Source organism: Dokdonella sp., assembly GCF_035703485.1.
Lineage (GTDB): Bacteria > Pseudomonadota > Gammaproteobacteria > Xanthomonadales > Rhodanobacteraceae > Dokdonella.
Genome location: NZ_DASSYD010000012.1, coordinates 1 through 20,913 on the forward strand (window position 1 = coordinate 1; position 20,913 = coordinate 20,913).

Consider the following 20,913-nt stretch of genomic DNA (forward strand, 5'->3'; position numbering starts at 1 on the left):
ATGGCTGTCAATCATCGCTCAAGAAAATTGCGCAACATGTCGTGGCCGTGTCGGGTCAGAATCGACTCCGGATGAAACTGCACGCCCTCAACGGGAAGTTCGCGATGGCGCAAGCCCATGATCTCGTCGCGCGTATTGTCGGGATTATTGGTCCATGCGGTCACTTCGAGACAATCCGGCAGCGACTCCTGCTCAACAACCAGCGAGTGATAGCGCGTCGCCTCGAACGGACTCGGCAAGCCGCGAAAGACGCCGACGCTGTTGTGATGAATCATGGAAGTCTTGCCGTGCATGATTTGCTTCGCCCGTACAACCTTGCCGCCGAAAGCCTGACCGATTGACTGGTGGCCCAGGCAGACGCCAAGGATCGGTACCTTGGCCGACAGCATTTCCAGCACCTCCAAAGAGACGCCGGCTTCATTCGGGGTGCACGGCCCCGGCGAGATGACGATCGAAGAAGGACCAAGCGCGGCAATTTCGCTGACACTCAGATCATCGTTGCGGATAACCTTCACATCCTCCCCGAGTTCACCGAAATACTGCACAAGATTGAACGTGAAGCTGTCGTAATTGTCGATCATCAACAACATGGCAAGACCCGGGAGCAATCGATCCGGGCACGATGCCAGCGGAAGCGGCCGACGATTGTATAGGTGAACGCTTGGCGGCTCCATGATTGCCCTTGCCCGCATGGCCTCTGCGACGCCGGATCGCACGGAATCCGTTCACGATTGGCAGGCAGCCGGGTCCGCATCAGGCGTGGCGTGAAGCCAGCAAGATCTGCCGATACATGGCGTCGTGAATTTTGGCAACATGGCCGACTCCGTGCGCGAGGATCAGCCAGCGGTATGTTGGCGCGCGCTATTCGTTCTGACCAGGAAAGACATTTCATGAAACCCCATGCAGGAAAGCTGACAATCGCCGTATTCATTCTCGCCTTGCTGGCGCTTGGCACTGGCTTGTTCGTCTGGTCCGGGCTGTACAACATCGGTGCTGATGATCCACACACCAAGGCGACTTACGCACTCCTTGAAACCCTGCGCGAACGTTCCATTGACCGGCGTGCATCGAAACTGAGGTTGCCCGATCTTTCCGATCCGGCCAAGGCGATCCAGGGGGCCGGCAACTACAACGCGATGTGTGTTGGCTGCCATCTGGCGCCCGGCATGGAGGAATCAGAGCTGAGCAAGGGACTCTATCCGGCACCGCCCAATCTGAGCAAAGTGTCGGTCGATGTCGCGCAGGCATTCTGGGTGATCAAGCACGGCATCAAGGCTTCGGGCATGCCGGCATGGGGCAAAAGCATGGACGATGTCTACATCTGGAACATGGCGGCGTTCCTGCAAGTGCTGCCGACGCTGGATGACGCAAGGTATGACGACATGGTCGCGCGCAGTGGCGGACATTCGCACGGCGGCGGCGAGAGCGATCATCACGATCATCATGAAGAAGCGCACGGCGGCGGCGACATGAATGATGTGCACGACGATGAAGAAATGGATCATTCCCACGAATCGGGCGAGGCGGTCGATCATGACGAGGACACGCGCGGTCATGATCACGACAAAGCTGGGACGCACGCCCATGAGCACGCTGCAAGCTCCGGCGAAAAGACGGATGCTGCGACCATGACCACGCATATGCATGCCGATGGCACCGTTGAAAGCCATCCGGCAAAGACCGCAGACCACAAAGACCAGCAACACTGAGGAGAGCGATTCATGAAGATGAAAAAGACTATGGTGGCGACGCTTTCGGTTGTCGCGCTCGTATTTGCCGGCACCTCACAGGCTGACGCTCCCAAAGCCGGATCGACAGCCAAAGCGCACACGCATGAACCGGCGCAAGCAGAAGGCATGCCTTCCATCAACGTGCCAGCCGACGCGCGAGCGGCTACGGCAACCGCCGACCGCTTCAACAACGCGCTACATGCCGGAGATCTGAAAACCGTCGAAGTCCTGCTTGATCCGGACGTGCTGATTCTTGAAAGCGGCGGGGCCGAGCGCAGTCGGAAGCAGTACCTCGGCCACCATGCGCTTGCCGACGCGAAATTTCTCAAGGATGCACACGTCCAGCTGATGCAGCGAACCGCCAGGCGCAGCGGCGACCTCGTTTGGGTCGGCAGCGAAAGTGAAATCCATACGCAGAAAGGCGACAAGCCGCTGACCCTGCTGAGTACCGAATCGATGATCCTGAAACAGGTCGGCGATGACTGGCGCATCGTCCACATCCATTGGTCGTCGCGCCCGAAGTCCTGAGCGGCGCAAATCTCGCAAGGCGGAACCCGCGCAAGTGGTTGCGCCGATTTTGTCAGGTCGGCTGCACGCCGGCTTGCGCATCGAGATCCGGCGGCGGGCGGTTGGCGGCTTCGAGTCGCTGCGCCAGTCGTACCAGTGATTCGACCGAATCGCACATGCTGCGTGCAATTTCGCTTTCGCCCATGATCGTCGCATCCGCGCCGGCCTTGTGCAGATAGGCGACTTCTTCGCTTGAGTGGGCACGAGCAAGAATGGCCAGCCCCGGATTCGTCTCGCGGGCGTGACGGATGATCACGCCGGCTTCGAGCGATTGCGAAATCGTCAGCAACAAGGCGCGCGCGCTGCCGAGATTGGCATCGTCGAGGACATCCGTGGAGACGGCATTGCCGAGGATGGTTGGAATGCCGATCTCGCGCGCATCGTCGCAATAGTCACGATTGGACTCGATCAGCACCAGGGGCATGCCGTGCTCCTGCAAGGCGCGGCCAACCCGTGAGCCGACCTGACCAAAGCCGATCAGGATGATGTGGTTGGATGCCGGAATCGAGGCCCGATCGGGCAGTTGGTCGTCTTCGTCGATCTCGGAATCGCTTTCCGCGGCGACGCGGATTTCTGCTTCATTCTGGGCATTCCAGCGATCGAGCAGGACGAACAGCATCGGGTTGACGATGATCGAGAGCAGAGCCGCCGCGAGAATCAGGTTGCGCGCGTCTTCGCTGAGCAAACCGAGGCTGACGCCAAGAGCGGCCAGGATGAACGAAAACTCGCCGATCTGGGCGAGGCCGGTGCCGAGAGTCAACTGGGTTTGCAACGGTTCGCGGAAGACGCGGGTGACGATGAAGCCGCAGAACGAGTTGCCGAGCACGATGATCAGGAAGGTTGCCAGGATCGCCAGTGGTTGCTCGATCAGGATGTGCGGATCGAACAGCATGCCGACGGAAACAAAAAACAGCACGGCGAAAGCATCGCGCATCGGCAGCGAATCACTGGCGGCCTGATGGCTGAGCTTGGATTCGTTGAGCATGACCCCGGCAAGAAATGCGCCCAGCGCGAAAGACACCGAGAAAATTGCAGTCGCCACATAGGCCACGCCGAGTGCGATTGCGAGCACGGCGAGCGTGAACAGCTCGCGCGAGCCCACACCGGCGGTGCGTTCGAGCACCCACGGAATAACCCGCCGACCAATCGCCAGCATCAATACGATGAATACGGTGACCTTGCCGAGCGTCCAGCCGAGTGCGTTCATGATCTCGGCGCCGCTGGCCGATTGGCCCTCGGCCGAATCGCCGCCGAGCAAGCCGGCCAGTGGCGGCAGCATGACCAGCACCAGCACCATCAGCAAGTCCTCGACGATCAGCCAGCCGATGGCGATGCGGCCACGTCGGGTTTCGAGCAGACGGCGCTCTTCGAGTGCGCGCAGTAGCACAACCGTACTGGCTACCGACAGACAGACGCCGAAAATCAGACTCGATCCCCACGGCCAGCCCATCAGCCAGCCAAGCAACAGGCCAAGACTGGTGGCGACGAGAACCTGAAAGAGCGCACCCGGCAAGACGATCTTGCGCACCGACCACAGATCACCAATCGAGAAATGCAAACCCACGCCGAACATGATCAGGATCACGCCGATTTCGGAAAGCTGCTGGGCGATCCCCGCGTCCGCGACAAATCCCGGCGTGAACGGACCGGCGACGGTGCCGGCGACGAGGTAGCCGAACAACGGCGACAAGCGCAGCTTCTGCGCGATCATGCCAAACACGAAGGCGAGACAGATTCCGCCAACGAGCATCGCGATCAGTGGAGTGTCGTGCAAAGTTGAACCTCGAAGGCGAGCGCGTGGTTTTCACTATATAGCAAGTGGTTCATGCGTCATCGCTGCGCGCGGCGTGGCGATTCGCGCTGGCGGGAGGAGGGCCGCGGATTCCTGATGGACTTCCGTTGGGCTCAAACCAACCTTCGCATACGCAACCGGCAAGTGGGAGATTCAGGATCGTCGATGAATTTCCGATTCGAACGACCTAACGCCGTAACCCGGCAATCAGCAATCAGTATCAGGCCCAGCAAGCCGCAACTCCCAAAACTCCGTCGCCCCTGCGAAGGCAGGGGCCCAGCGCCCCTTGCTTTGGGCCAGAAGAAGCATTTGGTCTCTGCCTCGGTGCTGACGAGCCCGGCCCGATCAAAACAACTCCCCCTGCGGGCCGGGCTTGCGCGGAGCGACGAATCGCGACACATCAAGCGTCAGTTCGCGGGATCGACCCAGCCCGAATTTCCGACAAGCCAGTCGGAAACGTTGGCTGAACAAATCGGCATAAACACCTTCGCCGCGCATGCGTGAACCAAAGCGCGCATCGTTGTCGCGACCACCGCGCATCTGCCGGATCAGGCTCATGACGTGCTCGGCGCGATCGGGCACATGCAGATCGAGCCACTCACGGAACAGATCCTTGAGCTCATGTGGCAGGCGCAGCACGGTGTAGCCGGCGATGCGCGCACCAAGCGCGGCGGCTTGCTCCAGCACCTGCTCCAGATACATGTCGGTGACCGCCGGAATAATCGGCGCAACCAGCACGCCACATGGCACGCCTGCCGCATGCAGATTGCCAATCACCTGCAGGCGCCGATGCGGCGCGGTCGCGCGCGGCTCCAGAGTGCTGGCAAGGCGGTTGTCGAGCGCATTGATCGAGACGAAAACCTGGACGAGATTCTTCATCGCCATCGGCGCGAGCAGATCGAGATCACGTTCGACCATTGCATTCTTGGTGATGATCGTCAGCGGATGATCGCAGGCGTGCAGCACTTCGATGATCTCGCGCGTGATGCGGTACTCGCGCTCGATCGGCTGGTAGCAATCAGTGTTCGCACCAAGCGTGATCGGTTCGCAGACATAGCCGGGCTTGGCCAGTTCCACACGCAGACGCTCGGCGGCATTGGTCTTGGCAAACAACTTCGTTTCAAAATCGAGCCCGGGTGAAAGATTCAGATAGGAATGGGTCGGCCGCGCGTAGCAGTAATTGCAACCGTGCTCACACCCGCGATAAGGATTGATCGATTGCGAGAACGGCAGATCGGGCGATTCGTTGCGACTGATGATTGATCGGGCCGTTTCAATCGATACCCGCGTCGGCGGCCGCGGTGTGCCTTCGTCTTCGCGATACCAGCCATCATCCTCAACCGTCTTCGCCAAACCTTCGAAGCGACCCTCGCGATTGCTGCCCGCACCGCGACCCTTGATGCGGGTCGGGCGGGTCAGGTCATGGAGATCGTGCGTGGCCATGGGTGGATTATGGGCCGTGATGCTTCATCCTCGGAGACTTTCCTGTCTGCATCAAGCTTCATGCATGAGTCAAACGGGTTCAGTTGTCGACACCATCCGCGAATATCGGGTCGAGATCCAGCCGCCAAAGACCTCCTTCATTCGCGGAGACTGGCGCAAAGAAAACCAGCCAGCGTCCCAATGCATTGATGCCGAACGGCGACTGCTGACTCCCCCCGCCGGCAAGCAGCGTCGGTGCGCCGACAACCGGTATCGTGCCTGCCTCCATACCATCGGTTTGCATTAGGGTCGTTCCAATCTGCAGGTAGGCCAGACTGCTGGAAGAGCTCGATGTGCCGCGAAAAGCGCATGACGAGGTGTGGGCCGGAAGTTCGACGACCAAATGCGTTCCCTCTTGATTACCATCGGTTACCCACAAGGTCGATTGGCCGTTGCCGCTGGTCGAGACAAAATACATGTCTCCGAATCGATTGCTGGAACATGGCCACCAGCCCAACGCCGGTGCGTCAATAATCGGAAACGTCCCATCGTACGTCCCGTCAGTAATCCATGGGAGGCCGGAGGGTGACGCTAAAACGCCATTCATCAGAAATTTGTCACGCAGTGGGTGGAAAATGACTGAATCCATCAGTCGGACACCCACACCTTCGGCTGACAGTGCGGGGCGCTGAGTGCCATCGGGCGTGCCATCGGTACAGTAGAGTTCCTGGACTACATTGCCCGAGGCATAGTGGGTAAACGCCTTGAAACAGGCGATCCGGGGGCCAGTCGCGATGCGATGAGGATAGTCCCAGACGGGGCTGGGTGGTGGCACCGGAAGGTCAGCCATCGAGGCACCGTCATCTGAAAAGCTGGTGATGTGATCATCACTGGCTGTCGATAGAGAAGGCGCGATGATGTGGTCGCTCGCCGTCGCGATTTCATTGCTTGTGCCCGGCAACTGCCCGAGCAAGGATTCCACCCCGCTTGTACCGTCCACACGCCAGATGGCGGCTTGTCCGTTTTGTCCGGCACGCCAGAAAATTGCGCTATTGCCCAAGACGCCTTTCAGGGAACCATGTGCGGCGATTGGCTGCTGGGTAAGTACACGGGCGCTGGATTCCGGCCCGTCGGTGTGAAAGATCTGCAGCAGCCCATCGGCGTCGTATGCGGTGAAGTAAGCGCCGCCAGTTGGGGAAGCAAGCTGGATGGATGCGAGTTCAAGCAGGTTTGGTGCGGCTGGATGTGTTCCTTGCGGGGTGCCATCGGAGACCCAGAGTTGGTACGACCCTGGATTGCCGCTACCGAGAGTGAAATAGAGTGATGGAACCATGTTATGAAACGCATTGGATGCGCGACCGACCTTGGGTTTGAGGTTCCAGAAGAATTGCTCGGGGACCTGTGGGAACGACTTCAAAAGTGTGGCGGCCGGAGTTCCTGCGCTGGCCGAAATGCAAGCCAAAAGTCCGGTGAACAATGCTGCAGCCTTCGCAATGAGGGGCATCCGTCTACTCATGATCGATTTCCTTCCAGCTGGCGTTGCTGACAAATGACGAGGCGCGGTTCCCCTCAGGATCGGTTGCGCACAGACAAGATTATAACTATATCCGTATCGTCTGGATCGATTGCGGCATTGAAGAGTGAAGGCCGCTCACTTGTCCGCAGGGAATCGCGGTCGATCTCAAGATCCATTCAAGGTCGCCATGAAACCCCGTTGTTTCACCTGGATTGTCGTCATAGCGATTACATCATCGTCTTGTGCGACTTGGGTCTGTCCGATTCCGGGCGAGACGATCCTGCAAGCGCGTTTCGAGATCCGTTCGGGCGTGATTCGTTACGTTGTGACCATTTGCAATGATGCGAATGTCGATACCGTGCACTCACCGTGGCGGCATCTGCAGGTCGCCGCTGATCGAGTCGGTGCGGAGTTTGTGGTTCGTGCGCGCGGCGCTACGATCGTGGCCGAGACGTATCCCGACGAACAGCCCATACTCGACGGAGCCAAATTGCCGATACCGGGTGGTCAATGGGGTTTGATCACGCTGGGAGACGTGGATCGGGTCGTCGTGCGCGGCTTCGAAGTGCGCAACTACAGCACTGCATCTGCGAAGATTCTGATCGGCATCTGCGTGAGCGCCGCACTATTCGCAAACCCGAAGTTCGTCAACACGACGACACCTGATCTGCAGGTGCAACCTACATCGCCAGCGCATACGGGCAATAGCAGCAATTCCATGCACAGCTCTGTCGCTGGCAACACGAAGCAAGAGAGACAAGGATGAACGAGAACGCAAACAACGATCTGGCGAACCTCGAACTGTCAGCGACCGAGATGCAGGCCATGGGCGAGCTTGTGGTAACGCGTGCGGTGGCCCATCTGGGCGCACTGCATCAAGCGCCGAGTTGCGGTGATTTCTCCGAAATCGAATCGCTGTGTCGCTCGATGCAGGAATCTGCACCCGAGCAGGGCAGCTCGCTGGAGGCCCTGCTGGATCCCTTGTTCGACGAGTGGATTCCGCGCTCGTTCAATGCGCCGGGGCCGGGCTACATGGCCTACATCCCGGGCGGCGGCGTCTACCCGGCGGCCCTGGCCGACTTCATCGCCGATACGACCAACCGCTACACCGGTGTCTGGCAGGCGGCACCCGCTTTGGTGCAACTGGAGGCGAACGTGCTCGACTGGTTGCGCGAATGGATGCAGTTTCCGGCCAGCGCCCGCGGGCTGTTCACCACCGGTGGCTCGATGGCGATGTTCAATGCGATTGCCTGCGCGCGCGAGAAGCTGCTCGGCAACGATATTCGCGCGGGTGTCCTGTATGTGTCCTCGCAATCGCATCACTGCATCGTCAAGGCCGCGAAGCTGGCCGGGATCGCGCATGATCGCGTTCGAATCATCGATGTGGATGACGATTTTCGCCTGCGCGTGGATTTGCTTGAACGTGCCATTGCCGACGATCGAGCATTGGGTCTCGAGCCGTTCATGGTTTTTTCAACGGCCGGCACAACCAACACCGGCGCGGTCGATCCGATCAACGCAGTGGCTGATCTGGCTGTTCGCGAGCATCTGTGGCATCACGTCGACGGTGCCTATGGCGGCTTCTTCCACATGGTGCCGGCGCTTAGGCCCTTGCTCGACGGCTTGTCGCGTGCCGACTCGCTGACCCTCGACCCACACAAGGGCTTGTTCATGCCCTATGGCACCGGTGCCCTGCTCGTGCGTGACGGAGAGGCGTTGCGCGCGTTGCACTCCTCGACGGCCGGCTATCTGCCGGAAAACCAGAACGCGTTCTACGATCCCGCGCAATACGGGCCGGACTTGTCGCGTGGCTTTCCCGGCTTGCGGATCTGGCTCTCGCTGAAGCTGTTTGGCACGGCACGTTTTCGTGCCGCACTGGCCGAGAAGCGTGAACTGGCAGTCTGGGCAGCCGCCCAAGTCGCGCAAATTCCCGGCATCGTCATGGACGCCATGCCGCAACTGTCATTGTTTGCATTCCACATCGAAAGTGATGAGCTGGACTCGCTGCACGCGCAGAACGCTGCAACACGCGCGCTGATGGATCGGGTCACCGATCGTGGTCGAGTAATGTTGAGCGGTGCCATGGTTGGCGAGCGCTTCCTTGGTCGTGTCTGCGTGCTGAGCTTTCGCACGCGTCGTGCCGAGATGGAGACCTGTGTGCAGCATCTGGCTGAAACAACAGCCCAGTTGATCGCCGAAGCACCTGACCGAACTGCCGACAAAGGCAGCATCAAGCAAGCGCAAACGAAGGCAATCTGAACCCGTCGATCGTGTCGTCATATTGATGGCCGATTTCGACGCGATGCAAACGACTTCTTGCAGGTCATGCCGGCAATGCGCAAGGCACAACCATCCAGGGTGCCGGTGTACCATTCCTTCTGATTGGCTGGCCGGGCGAAAGCGCAGGCATCTGGTTTTCGTGTGAGTCATTGTGGCCGCACATCCTCGCAGGATGGCGCGCCCGGGTTCGTATCGATTGATCGCCCATGCCACCATGAAAGCCTCTCGCAAGCAGGAACCGGATGGAACGCTCGCTGCTACGTGATACCTGGGAAGAACTGAAGCGCCGCCGCGTGGTGCGCGCGGGGATTACCTATGCGGTGGTCGGCTGGGTCGTGCTGCAAGCCGCGGAGGTCACCTTCGAACCGCTGAACCTGCCGCCGTGGGCGATGACCTGGACCGTGCTTGGTGTGGTTCTCGGCTTTCCAGTGGTATTGGTGCTTTCGTGGTTTTTCGATGTGTCGCGGCGTGGCATCACGCGCGAGCATGGCGTTGCGGGAGCCGCCGGGGCAGCTTTCGCCGTCGCTACAGTCCTGCTCGCCGTAGCTGGCGTCGCCTGGTGGCTCTATGGTGTCTACGCACCGACCCAGTCGCGTCTGGCCGACGCCAGCACGAGCGCCGACTCGGCAGCAAACATGGCACCACCGAACTCGATTGGCGTGCTGCCGTTCAATGACCTCAGTCCCGGCGCGGATCAGGGCTTCCTCGCCGATGGCATTGCCGAAGAACTGCTTGATCGGCTGGCCCGCAACGACAGTCTGCAGGTGGCCGCACGAACCTCGTCGTTTGCCTTGCGCGGTCTCGCCCAGGATATGCGCGCGCTGGGTCGACAGCTCGGCGTTCGCTGGTTGCTGGAGGGATCCCTGCGCAAGGCCGAAGGTCGTGTGCGAGTCACCGCGCAGTTGATTGATACGCGAAATGGCTTTCATGTCTGGAGTGATACTTACGAGCGTTCCGATCAGGATCTGTTTGCCCTGCAGGATGAGGTCGCCGTGGCCATCGCCGACGAATTGTCCTCGCGCATCAAGGGTGTGGTTGCGCAAGCGCCGACAGAAGCGGACACCACCAACTCGGAAGCCTTGCAGGCCTATCTGCAGGGCAGGCAGGCGTGGCGTCAGCGAACGGCGGATTCACTGCAGCGCGCAGAATCACTGTTCCGCAAGGCAGTCGAACTCGATCCCGATTTTGCTCGTGCCTGGTCCGGGCTGGCCGACACCTACCTGTTGCAGGCGGGCTACGGTCGGCGTTCCGAGCAGGAGGCGATCCAGTTGGCTGAGCCGGCGGCGGTCAATGCGGTGGTATTGCGCCCGAAATCGGGTGAGGCCTGGGCGTCGCTGGGCTTGCTGCGCATGACCGCCGGCCAGTACAAGGCCGCGCAAAACAGCCTCGAGCAGGCGATGAGTCTTGACCCGCACTATGAAATGGCACCGATGTGGCTGGCGACCGTGTACGCCAACATGGGTCAGGTCGACAAACGCCGTGAAGTGCTGATGAAGGCGGTTGAGCTCAATCCGCTGGAGCCGGTAATCAATGTCAATCTGGCCGAAATGATGGCCAACAGCGGTGATCGGCAAGGTGCGCGAGAGTTGTTGCAGCGGGTGCTCGCGATCACACCGAACGAGGCGTCATTGCTACGGGCGGTATCCGGTATGGAGCTCTCCGAGCGGCGTTATGTCGAAGCCATGCGTGCGGCCAGAAAAGCGTTGGCCACGGATCCCGATGGCCCCGCGAACATTCATGCCATGTTGCGTGTGCTGTTGCAGATCGAGGATTTTGATGCCGCGGCGGCGTTGGCGAACCGCCTGCCTGAAGATACCCAGGATCGCCACACCACGGTGCAGAGGATCGCGTTCAGCAGTGGCGGCACGCAGTTGCTGCCGGCGATGGAGGAGACAATTGTCAGGATTGCCCAGAGCCCCTACAGCATCAACAACAGCAAGGCCTTGACCTTGGGTGGCGTCATCGAATTGCGCGCAGGAAATCCGAGACGCGCGGTCGAATGGCTTGGTCGGGCCGCGGGTAGTCCCGAACAATTGGAGAGCCATTTCGATTTGATGGATCCGGCCAGCCTGCTGGTAGTTGCGCTGCAACAGCTTGGCGAGACGAAGGAGGCGGAGCGCTGGAGTCAGCCTCTGCAAGATGCCTCATCGATGGTCATCGAGCATGGTGGAAATGCCATGCAGCGCTACATGGTCGAAGCCATGGTGGCCATGCATGACGGCGACACCCAGGCCGCCGTGGTAGCGTTGAACGCGGCCTATGACAAGGGTTACCGGGAACGCTGGCAACTGCTTTACGATCCGCGCCTGGCGCCCTTGCAGAAGCTCCCTGAAATGCGCGCGATGCAACAGCGCATGGCCGATGAGTTTGCCGCGGCGCGCGAAGAAATATCGCAAGATCGCGGCGGTTGATCGGTCAAAACTGACTGGTTGAATAGTCCTCGTCTGGATTCGCTCGCTCACTGAATTGCCGCACCATCGTGTTCGTTGCGTGTTCGCGATTGACTGGATCCTGTCCTACAGTGCTGGTCTTTCCTGATTCGGAGCCATTGGATATGCGCAAGTGGATTCCCTGCAGCATGGCCCTCATCCTTGGGATTGCCGGTTCGGTCCATGCGGAAACCGCCGAGACCAGCGCAATCGCCGAATGGACGCGCACGCACCAGCACACGTTGCTGGACGAGTACGAAGCGTTCTTGCGTCTGCCGAACCTCGCCACTGATCGAATCGCGATCCGACGCAACGCTGATGCGCTGATGGCAATGATGCAGCGGCGCGGCTTGTCGCCGCTGCTGCTGGAAAATGCGGATCGCAGTGCACCGCCAGCGGTGTATGGAGAGTGGAAGGCGCCCGGCGCGACCCGCACCCTGGTCATCTATGCCCACTACGACGGCCAGGCGGTTGATGCGACGGAATGGGCGAGCGATCCGTGGACGCCAGTCTGGAGGCGTGGTCGCCTCGATGTCTCGCCCGCCATCGTCAAGCGCGATACCTCGAAGCCGATCGATCCCGACTGGCGCCTGTATGCACGATCCGCTTCGGACGACAAGGCTGGCGTCTTTGCCATCCTTGCGGCGACCGATGCGCTCAAGGCGGCCGGACTTGTTCCGAACGCGAATATCAAGTTCTTCTTCGATGGCGAGGAAGAGCAGGGCTCACCCCATATTGGTGAGTTGCTGCGCCTGCATCGCGCGCTGCTGAGCGCAGATGCCTGGCTGATTTGCGACGGGCCGGTGCATCTGAGCGGGCGGCGCCAGCTCGTCTTCGGTGTGCGCGGTGATGCCAACGTCGACATCACCGTGTATGGGCCGAAGCGTCCGCTGCACAGCGGGCATTACGGCAACTTCGCCGCCAATCCGGCACTGCGCCTGGCGAAGTTGCTGGCCTCGATGAAGGGCGAGGATGGCCGCGTGACGATTGCCGGCTGGTACGACGGCATCGTGCCTCTGGGTGCCGATGAGAAAAAAGCGCTCGCTGCTGCGCCCGACGACGAGGCGGCCTTGTTGCGCGATCTCGGGTTGATGGCGAGCGAGATGCGCGGCGTGTCACTGCCCGAGTCGATCAACCTGCCATCGCTCAACATCAATGGAATCCGCGCCGCCGATGTCGGCGATCAGGCGCGCAATGTCATCCCGGTCGATGCGCGTGCGACGCTCGATTTGCGACTGGTCAAGGGCGACACCGTCAAAGGTCAGCTCAAGCGCCTGCTTGCGCACATTCGCGGACAAGGCTATCTCGTGCTCGATCGCGCGCCGACCGACGCCGAGCGCGCCTCACACGCGCAGATCGCCAAGGTCACACTCGTAGCGGGCGGCTATCCGGCATCGCGCACGCCAATGGATCTGCCGATCGCACGCGATGTCGCCGCCGCCATGCGCACCCTCGCGGGCGATTCGCTGCTGCTGACGCCAACCATGGGTGGCAGCCTGCCGCTGTACGAGATTACCGAAATCACGGGCGCGCCCACCTTGGTCATCCCACTGGCCAACCCCGACAACAACCAGCACGCCGAGAACGAAAACCTGCGCGTCGGTCATCTGTGGAACGGCATCGCCACATTGGCGGCGGTGATGCGCCTGCCCGAAACGGCGACGACGCGGAAGCCACAGGCAAGCGTTGTCGAACAATAGTCCCATCTCCAGGTCACCCTGCAGCGTGGATCCGGGGCGTAATCGATGCCATCGAAACAGCGAGGAATACCATGAATGTTCTGCGTCATCTTGTCTGTGCCGTGCTGATTTGCAGCTCGGCCTGGGCGGTCGAGCCGATCCAGCGCGATGTTCTGGAGTCGCTGCCGAACGCAAGTTTCCATTCACCGAACTGGGTCGCGTCGGGTCGCTTGAAGGCCGAGGACATCGGCGTGCTGAAAGAAGCCGGCATACGCCACGTGATCGATCTCAGCGCGGATGCCGAGACGCCGGATTTCGATGAGGCCGCCGCGGTGCGGGCGATGGGCATGGGCTATGACAACCTGCCGATTCATGGGGCAGACGGGTTGAGCATGGACAACGTACGCAAGTTCGATGCCTTGATGACAGCCGCTGATGGTCAGCAGACGCTGATCCACTGCGCATCGAGCAATCGGGTTGGCGCCTTGATTGCGTTGCGTGCGGCAATCCTGCAAGGCGAGTCGGTCGAGGCTGCGCTCGAGTTGGGAAAATCATGGGGCCTCAAGAGTCTTGAGCCCGCTGTGCGCGCGCGACTGGCCAGCGCCGAAGTGGTGGCGGACTCCGCCAACGACAAACCCCGGTTTCCGCGCATTCAATCGGCCGGGGGTGTCTATGCCCTGGGCGCGGGTATCGACATGCCGGCGCCGGATGCCAGGCATCGCCTCGTCATCGACGCGACAGGCGACGAAACCATCGATGGCGAAATCAATCGCAGGCTGGAAGTGGTCGCACGCGCAGTGAATCTGTATGCGCTGGCCGGCGTGCCAGACGATCAGGTCCATATTGCCGTTGTGATTCATGGCAAGACGACGCCGATTGTATTGTCCGACGCCAGCTACCAAGAGCACTTCAATAGGGCCAATCCGAACGCTGCACTGATCGAGGAATTGCGTGCGGCCGGGGTCGAGTTTTTCGTCTGTGGACAGGCGCTCCGACATCGCGGCTATGCACTGACGGAAGTGCGCAGTGGTGTCCATATCGCTCTTTCGGCGATGACCAAACTGGTTGAGTTGCAGGCGGCAGGCTATGCCTTGATTCCCTGAATCACCGCTTTCCACTAAACCGATTGATACTGTTGAAGGGGCAACACGGCACGATGTCCTTGCACCTTGAATCTGCGCAACGTGTGGAAACAGGGGAAATATGGGACTAGAGTCGCATCAAGCGACAGTGACAACTGGATATCGGTGGCTACAGAAGCGACAGCGCTGAATCGGATTGATCGCCTGCTGGCGAAAATCAGCGGTGGTAACCCTGATCTGCGCTTTCGTGCCGAAGTCGTTCTTGCCATTGGCGCGCTGGCGATCTTGACCGTTACCTCGATCGGCATCAGTGAGCTGATCTGGGGAACATTCGCAGTTGGCATCGCTTGCCTGGTTGGTAGCCTGGCGATTGTCCCGATCCTGGTGGTCCTTGTCCGCAGTGGCCAGGTGGCGCGTGCGGCGACCCAATTCATGGGCGCTCTCTATCTGATCGCGGCCGTACTCAATGTTGGCTCGGGAGGGCAGACGATCGGTGCCAGCGTCGCGCTTCCTTCGCTCGTTCTTGTCGGTGCAATGGTGCTGTCTTCGAGGGCAGCGATAGTGTTGTTTCTCGCGGTTGTGGCCCAGTTGGTGGTCGTCTCGATTCTGGATCGGACGGGAATCCAGTTCCCTATCCAGCCCGATCCCGAATGGTCCCATTTTGCAATATTCAGGGTTCCCTTGATCATCAGTTTCAGCACGGCATTCATCGGTTTGCTGGTTCGACGCGCCATGTATCGTCATCGAATGGAACTGGCCAGAACACAGCAGGAACTTGCCGACAACGAGAAGCGCCTGCGCGAGATCATCGAATTCAGCCGTGGACTGATCTGCACGCATTCGATTGATGGTGTGCTGCTTTCCGCGAATCCGGCAGCGGAACAAGCACTGGGCTATGAGACCGGCGACCTGATCGGCTGGGATATCCGGGATCTGGTTCCCGAGGAGCCAAAGGCCTATTTCGCCGATTATCTGAATTGCATCAAGAGCAACAACGTCGCCACCGGTTCGATCTTTCTCAATGCGCGCAACGGCGATTTGCGCGTCTGGGAGTATAACAATCGTCTTTGCGTTGATTCTGCGGGCGAACCCTACGTCCTGGTCAATGCCACCGACATGACCGAGCGTCGCAAGCTCGAAGAGAAGTTGCGCGAGCAGAACATCCGGGATCCGCTGACCGGATGTTTCAACCGCCGCTATATCTCCATACAGGAATCCCGTTTTGGCGAAGACCAGCACTGGGCCTGCATCATTATTGATCTGGATAATTTCAAGCAGGTCAACGACACCCATGGGCATCGCCGAGGTGATGAGATTCTTGTCGCGATCGGCAATTTCCTCAATCAGTATGTTGGCAGACACGATGCCGTCATTCGCATGGGTGGCGATGAGTTCCTGCTGCTGCTGGCCGATGGCGGCGCCGAGGTGGAATCTCTCGCACAGCGCATTCGACATGCTGCCGACAGCGAAGCACCCTGTGAACTGACGATCGGATACGCGGCCCGAATCGGAGATGAAAGCCTGCAGCAAACGATTGATCGTGCTGATCTTCAGTTGTATCGGGTGCGCAACTCTGAGCGCCGCGACAGCAAGCCAGCTGAGCAGTGAGTCTGGCCGCTACCGAAGCAGTCTCCTGAGCGCGCTTTCCGTCATCACCGCTGTGGATTCGAGTAGCCGAATGGCTGGTCAGGCAGGGGTCCAGTGACTTCGCTTTCTGGTACCACGCACCTTTCCCCGCACCCATGTCACGCCGCGTAGCGGCATTCCATTCTAAAGCTGGGGCCCTGGATTTCTGTCTGGGCAAGGACGAGGAGCCTGCGCCGGATCCACGTCAATACGAATGCCGCAGAAATCTCACCCCGGCAGTGCCTGACCTGCCTGCCAATGGTCGGATTTCAAGCGATCAAACAGGTGTCCCGCTTCATGCTTGGCGGTCAGGCCGTGAACCGGCAGTACCAGCAGATCGCCCCTGCGCGCCCAGCCCAGGGCATGCCGGACTGCATCGATCTCGGTGTGATGTGCAGGCAGTGCCGTCGCCGGCATGCCTCGATTCAATAACTCATCACGCAGTACATCGGCCACTTCGCCATCAGCCCGTCCACGCATATAACCTTGCATATCCTTGAGTACGACAAGATCCGGCGAAAACGCCGCCGCTGTTGCCGCGAGCGCGCGAATCTCGGGTTCTTCACGATTGCCGGCCTGGCCGAGGATCAGGCCGAGGCGTCCATCTTTGCCAATCGATTCTGCGATCGTGAGCAGACCGCGCAGGCCTTCAGGATTGTGTGCGTAGTCCATGAAAATGTGGATGCCGCCGAAGTGCCAACGTTCGAGACGTCCTGGATTGTCGCCGCGCTCGCGACCGAAGTGTCCGAATACCCCACGCATTGTTGCGGCCGTGATTCCAAGCGCATCGGCGAGCAGGGCAACACCGGCAATATTGGAAATGTTATAGGTGGCACGGCCATCGACGCTGAGCGGCATTGCCGCGACCAGGCCGAGATCGTTGCGTGCGTTGCCATGACTGAGCAAGAGGCGACCCTTGGCGACACCGCAGGTTGTGCCGCCACGCAGACGATGCGCGCGAAGGAGATCGTGATCGTCGTCGAGCGAGAACCAGGCAATCGGACAGTCAACCGAGGCCGCGTGCGCACGCAACTGCTCATTGTCAGCGTTGAGCACGAGCACGCCGTTCGCATCGAGTGCGCGAGCGACAATCAGTTTGGCTTCGGTCAAGCCATCGAGGTCATCGATGCCGTACTCGCCAAAGTGATCGTCGCTGATATTGGTGACAATGGCAGCGTTCGCGTGCTCAATCGCCAGACCACGTCGGAGCAGACCGCCGCGCGCGGTTTCGAGTACCGCGGCATCGACGTTGACTTGACGCAAAACGGTGCGGGCGCCGCCCGGACCGGAATAGTCGCCGGTTTCCAGCGATTGGCCATCGAAAAAGACGCCGTCCGTGCAACTGAAGCCGGTGCGCAGGCCGTGCGCCTTCAGCATTGCGGCGAGCAGGCGCACGCTGGTGGTCTTGCCATTTGAGCCGGTCACCAGTGCGATCGGAATTCCGCCCAGTCCAGACCACGGAACTTCATCGAGTGCCGGCAATGCATCGAGCGGCCAGCTACGACCGTTCCTGCCGTGACCAAGGGTCAGTGATTCATCATCGACGAGGCTGGGGATGTCATGCGCCGCTGCCTCCGCAAGCAAGTTGGTCAACTCAGGGTGTCGTTCACTTGCTGCATGCAAACGCAACGTGTGCAACGCCGAGTCGGGATCGGTTGCCAACGCATGGCCAGGCGCAAACATTTCGGCCTTGCCACGCGCTGCCTGCCACGCCCATTCGTTGACTTCGGTGGCGCTGAACAACTGATCGATCGGCGCAGCGAAAGCCAATGCCGCACCGCGGCGGTGCGCACGCACGGATATTGGTGCATGCGGCCAACCCAGCGCTTTGCACATGAGGCGCACGTTGTCCTGCCATGCTGTAATCGTGCCTGTGTCGTTCGCGCCAGGGCTGATCGTCTCCAGAACCGCGCCGGGCTCGGCGAAGTACAGGTTGGGTCCGGTCAGGCGGCGCGAATCCTCGAACGACAGGGGTGCTTGCACGCTCAGTCGTCCTGCTCCCGTGACAGATGGATGCCGCGCTCATCGCGGACGACGCCATCCCATTCACTCGGCACGAATGCGGCTTCGGCGGGGACTGCAGGCGGGTCTTGAGGGGCAGGGGTGCTTCTGGAGGCCCTGGCGTCCGGCAACTCATTCGATCTGAATTTGATCACCTGCTTCCACGAGCGCACCAGCGCATCCGCGAATATCAGCAGCAGGTCGCCGGCCTGGCTCATGCTGAGCCCGGCATCGATCGCTTCCTGCTCGTCAGGGATCACCGAAATCGCCGAGTCGGCGACGCCGAGTTCACGCAGCCGGGCTGCCTGCAATTTCGGCACTTCGTCCGAAGCACGCCCGCGCAGAGAATCATCGCGCCGGCAGATGTAGTGATCGAAGCGACCGGCCACGGCATCGGCAATTTCACGCAGATCCTGGTCGCGGCGATCGCCGGGTCCGGCGAGAATGACGATGCGCCGGCCGCTGACATCGAGGCGCTGGGCGAGATCGGCCATGACGCCGACGGCATGCGCATTGTGGCCGTAATCGAACAGCACCTTGAACGGGTGTTCGCTGAACACGTTCATGCGTCCCGGTGCCTGGAAGAAGGTGCTGTCGAACGTGCGCAGGCCCTGGCGGATGGCATCGAGCTTGATGCCCATCGAGAACGCCATCGCCGCTGCAATCATCGCATTCTGCACATTATGCATCGCCCGCCCTTCGAGGGTGGCCGGAATCAGGTGCGTCCACAACAGCGGAATATGGCTGCCCCTGTCGTACAGCGTGATCATCTGACCATTGACGCCAGCCTCAAGTGCGCAGGCGCGTCCGCCTGCCCGGATGTGCTCGCGAACCAGGCCGTGTTGCGGATTCATGGTTACGTAGCAGATCACCTTGGCATCGGTGTAGCCCGACATCTTGAGTACCTGCGGATCGTCGGCATTGAGTACCGCGCAGTCCTCGGCTACTTCGATGACGATGCGCTTGATTTCGGCCAGTTGCTCCAGCGTGTCGATACCCTTCATGCCGAGGTGGTCGGATTGCACATTGAGCACGGCGCCAACATCAACGCGTGGCACGCCCATGCCCGCGCGCAACAGTCCGCCGCGTGCGGTTTCGAGCACGGCCAGGTCGATCTGCGGATCGGCCAGCACCATGCGCGCCGATACCGGCCCGGTCATGTCACCCTCGACCGTGCGCTGACCATCAATGTAGACGCCATCGGTGGTGGTCAGTCCGGGCGTGTAGCCGGCCATCTTGGCGATGTGGGCGAGCATGCGTGCAGTCGTGGTCTTGCCATTGGTGCCGGTAATCGCGGCGATCGGCACGCGCGAAGGAGTACCCGAAGGAAACAACATGTCGATGACCGGACCGGCGACATCGCGCGGGGTACCTTCACTAGGCGCGACGTGCATGCGGAATCCCGGCGCGGCATTGCATTCGCAGATACCGCCACCGATCGACTTGTAGCTTTCGGTGATGTTCGTGGTGAGGAAATCGACGCCACCAACATCGAGACCGATTGCGCGGATCGCGCGCACCGCCATGTCGCGGTTGTCGGGATGGATGACGTCGGTGACGTCGGTCGCCGTGCCACCGGTTGAAAGATTGGCCGTTGAACGCAGATGGATGACTTCGCCTTCGGCTGGAATCGTGCCTGCATCGACTTTGGCACGCGCCATCATCATCTCGGCCTGGGCATCAAGTTCGAGACGGGTCAGCACTTTCTCGTGGCCAACGCCGCGGCGTGGATCCAGGTTCACCTTGTCGACCAGTTCGGCGATCGTATGCGTGCCGTCACCGACGACGTGGCCGGGCGTCCGCCGCGTGGCCGCGACCAGCTCGCCATTGACCACGAGCAGGCGATGGTCATCGCCTTCGAGGAAGGTTTCGACGATCACCGAGCGCGAATGTTCGCTTGCCTTGATGAAGCCTTCGGTGACCTCCTCGTCATTGCCGAGACGAATCGAAATGCCGCGACCGTGATTGCCGTTGTAGGGCTTGGTCACTACCGGATAGCCGAGCCGGCGCGCGGCCTGCCTGGCCTGTTCGGCGGTTTGCACGAGCCGCTGCTGCGGCACCGGCAGGCCAAGCGAGCCGAGGATCTTGTTGGTTTCTTCCTTGTCGCCGGCGAGTTCGACGGCGATGTGCGAAGTGCGTCCGGTCACCGTCGCCTGAATGCGCTGTTGATACTTGCCGTGGCCGAGCTGGACCAGCGATTGATCGTTCAGGCGCAACCACGGGATATTTCGCTCCTCGGCAGCACGCACCAGTGAGGCTGTCGAAGGGCCGAGTGCGCGACGCTGCGCATACCGGATGAACGTGTCGCGCGCTTCGGGCCAGTTCCAGTCTTCCGGCACGCCATCTCTGGGGCGGATATCGGTCGGCAGCAGTGAACACAGCAGATTCCGCGCAAGATCGCCGGCAGCGATGCCTTGCTCGCGCTGGGTGTATTCGTAGATGACGGTATAGACGCCCGGACGATCGTCGACGCTGCGGGTCTTGCCGAAGGTCACATCTTCGCCGGCAATATTCTGCAGTTCGATGGCGACGTGTTCGAGTACATGGCCGAGCCAGGTGCCTTCATCTTCCTTCATGCGGCGGATGAAGCCACCCGGTTCGCGATAGGAGCAGCCGTGTTCGGCGAGGCCGGGCAGGGCTTCGACCAGCGCATCGACATATCCGGCGCCGAGCTTTCCGGTCGGCCAGGCTTCCAGTGTCTGCAGATCGAGAATCAGACGAATAACCGGAAAATGCGCGTACGCCGACGGACCGACATACACCGAGCGATCAAGTATGCGCATGGATGG

General features: G+C 60.6%; 14 protein-coding genes. 8 read left to right on the forward strand and 6 right to left on the reverse strand.

What is annotated here, in order from left to right; all coding sequences use genetic code 11:
* Window positions 1–11: 11 nt before the first annotated feature.
* The gene (locus tag VFN25_RS01120) at window positions 12–590 is read right to left on the reverse strand and encodes an aminodeoxychorismate/anthranilate synthase component II (protein WP_325137917.1); all 579 of its coding nucleotides are present in this window, start codon (window positions 588–590) and stop codon (window positions 12–14) included.
* Window positions 591–890: 300 nt separating this feature from the next.
* Between VFN25_RS01120 and VFN25_RS01125 the strand changes: the two genes are divergently transcribed.
* Window positions 891–1,709, forward strand: a complete 819-nt coding sequence (locus VFN25_RS01125; RefSeq protein ID WP_325137919.1) for a c-type cytochrome — start codon at window positions 891–893, stop codon at window positions 1,707–1,709.
* Window positions 1,710–1,727: 18 nt separating this feature from the next.
* Window positions 1,728–2,258 (forward strand): YybH family protein, encoded by a 531-nt coding sequence (locus tag VFN25_RS01130; protein WP_325137921.1) that lies wholly within the window; start codon window positions 1,728–1,730, stop codon window positions 2,256–2,258.
* Between the two features lie 52 nt (window positions 2,259–2,310).
* On the opposite strand, the gene ybaL is transcribed toward VFN25_RS01130, so the two are convergent.
* The 3 genes from ybaL to VFN25_RS01145 all read right to left on the reverse strand — a co-directional run bounded on the left by ybaL (window position 2,311) and on the right by VFN25_RS01145 (window position 7,015).
* Entirely contained in the window at window positions 2,311–4,071 is a 1,761-nt protein-coding gene (ybaL, locus tag VFN25_RS01135; protein WP_325137923.1) for a YbaL family putative K(+) efflux transporter, read from the reverse strand.
* 363 nt (window positions 4,072–4,434) lie between these two features.
* Window positions 4,435–5,532 (reverse strand): PA0069 family radical SAM protein, encoded by a 1,098-nt coding sequence (locus VFN25_RS01140; RefSeq protein WP_325137925.1) that lies wholly within the window; start codon window positions 5,530–5,532, stop codon window positions 4,435–4,437.
* A 79-nt stretch (window positions 5,533–5,611) separates the two neighbouring features.
* On the reverse strand, window positions 5,612–7,015 hold the full coding sequence (locus VFN25_RS01145; RefSeq protein ID WP_325137928.1) for a hypothetical protein: 1,404 nt from the start codon (window positions 7,013–7,015) through the stop codon (window positions 5,612–5,614).
* 199 nt (window positions 7,016–7,214) lie between these two features.
* On the opposite strand from VFN25_RS01145, the gene VFN25_RS01150 reads away from it, so the two are divergent.
* The 6 genes from VFN25_RS01150 to VFN25_RS01175 all read left to right on the forward strand — a co-directional run bounded on the left by VFN25_RS01150 (window position 7,215) and on the right by VFN25_RS01175 (window position 16,105).
* Window positions 7,215–7,793 (forward strand): hypothetical protein, encoded by a 579-nt coding sequence (locus VFN25_RS01150; RefSeq protein WP_325137930.1) that lies wholly within the window; start codon window positions 7,215–7,217, stop codon window positions 7,791–7,793.
* The gene (locus tag VFN25_RS01155) at window positions 7,790–9,286 is read left to right on the forward strand and encodes a pyridoxal phosphate-dependent decarboxylase family protein (RefSeq protein WP_325137932.1); all 1,497 of its coding nucleotides are present in this window, start codon (window positions 7,790–7,792) and stop codon (window positions 9,284–9,286) included. The genes VFN25_RS01150 and VFN25_RS01155 overlap by 4 nt, the downstream gene beginning before the upstream one ends.
* A 263-nt stretch (window positions 9,287–9,549) precedes the next feature.
* On the forward strand, window positions 9,550–11,718 hold the full coding sequence (locus VFN25_RS01160; protein WP_325137934.1) for a tetratricopeptide repeat protein: 2,169 nt from the start codon (window positions 9,550–9,552) through the stop codon (window positions 11,716–11,718).
* A 167-nt stretch (window positions 11,719–11,885) separates the two neighbouring features.
* Window positions 11,886–13,436, forward strand: a complete 1,551-nt coding sequence (locus VFN25_RS01165; protein ID WP_325137935.1) for a M20/M25/M40 family metallo-hydrolase — start codon at window positions 11,886–11,888, stop codon at window positions 13,434–13,436.
* A 71-nt stretch (window positions 13,437–13,507) separates the two neighbouring features.
* Entirely contained in the window at window positions 13,508–14,518 is a 1,011-nt protein-coding gene (locus VFN25_RS01170) for a DsrE family protein (RefSeq protein WP_325137937.1), read from the forward strand.
* A 144-nt stretch (window positions 14,519–14,662) separates the two neighbouring features.
* Window positions 14,663–16,105 (forward strand): diguanylate cyclase, encoded by a 1,443-nt coding sequence (locus VFN25_RS01175; RefSeq protein ID WP_325137939.1) that lies wholly within the window; start codon window positions 14,663–14,665, stop codon window positions 16,103–16,105.
* 246 nt (window positions 16,106–16,351) lie between these two features.
* Here the strand turns inward: VFN25_RS01175 and VFN25_RS01180 are convergent, their stop codons facing one another.
* Window positions 16,352–18,106: a Mur ligase family protein gene (locus VFN25_RS01180; RefSeq protein ID WP_325137940.1), complete on the reverse strand. Its 1,755-nt coding sequence runs from the start codon at window positions 18,104–18,106 to the stop codon at window positions 16,352–16,354.
* A 2-nt stretch (window positions 18,107–18,108) separates the two neighbouring features.
* Entirely contained in the window at window positions 18,109–20,907 is a 2,799-nt protein-coding gene (gene cphA, locus VFN25_RS01185; protein WP_325137943.1) for a cyanophycin synthetase, read from the reverse strand.
* Window positions 20,908–20,913 lie beyond the last annotated feature (6 nt).

Coding starts and splice junctions, on each gene's coding strand:
- VFN25_RS01125 (WP_325137919.1), top strand. CDS start 891: ATGAAACCCCATGCAGGAAAGCTGACAATCGCCGTATTCATTCTCGCC.
- VFN25_RS01165 (WP_325137935.1), top strand. CDS start 11,886: ATGGCCCTCATCCTTGGGATTGCCGGTTCGGTCCATGCGGAAACCGCC.
- VFN25_RS01160 (WP_325137934.1), top strand. CDS start 9,550: ATGGAACGCTCGCTGCTACGTGATACCTGGGAAGAACTGAAGCGCCGC.
- VFN25_RS01155 (WP_325137932.1), top strand. CDS start 7,790: ATGAACGAGAACGCAAACAACGATCTGGCGAACCTCGAACTGTCAGCG.
- cphA (WP_325137943.1), bottom strand. CDS start 20,907: ATGCGCATACTTGATCGCTCGGTGTATGTCGGTCCGTCGGCGTACGCG.
- VFN25_RS01150 (WP_325137930.1), top strand. CDS start 7,215: ATGAAACCCCGTTGTTTCACCTGGATTGTCGTCATAGCGATTACATCA.
- VFN25_RS01140 (WP_325137925.1), bottom strand. CDS start 5,532: ATGGCCACGCACGATCTCCATGACCTGACCCGCCCGACCCGCATCAAG.
- VFN25_RS01130 (WP_325137921.1), top strand. CDS start 1,728: ATGAAAAAGACTATGGTGGCGACGCTTTCGGTTGTCGCGCTCGTATTT.
- VFN25_RS01170 (WP_325137937.1), top strand. CDS start 13,508: ATGAATGTTCTGCGTCATCTTGTCTGTGCCGTGCTGATTTGCAGCTCG.
- VFN25_RS01145 (WP_325137928.1), bottom strand. CDS start 7,015: ATGCCCCTCATTGCGAAGGCTGCAGCATTGTTCACCGGACTTTTGGCT.
- VFN25_RS01120 (WP_325137917.1), bottom strand. CDS start 590: ATGTTGTTGATGATCGACAATTACGACAGCTTCACGTTCAATCTTGTG.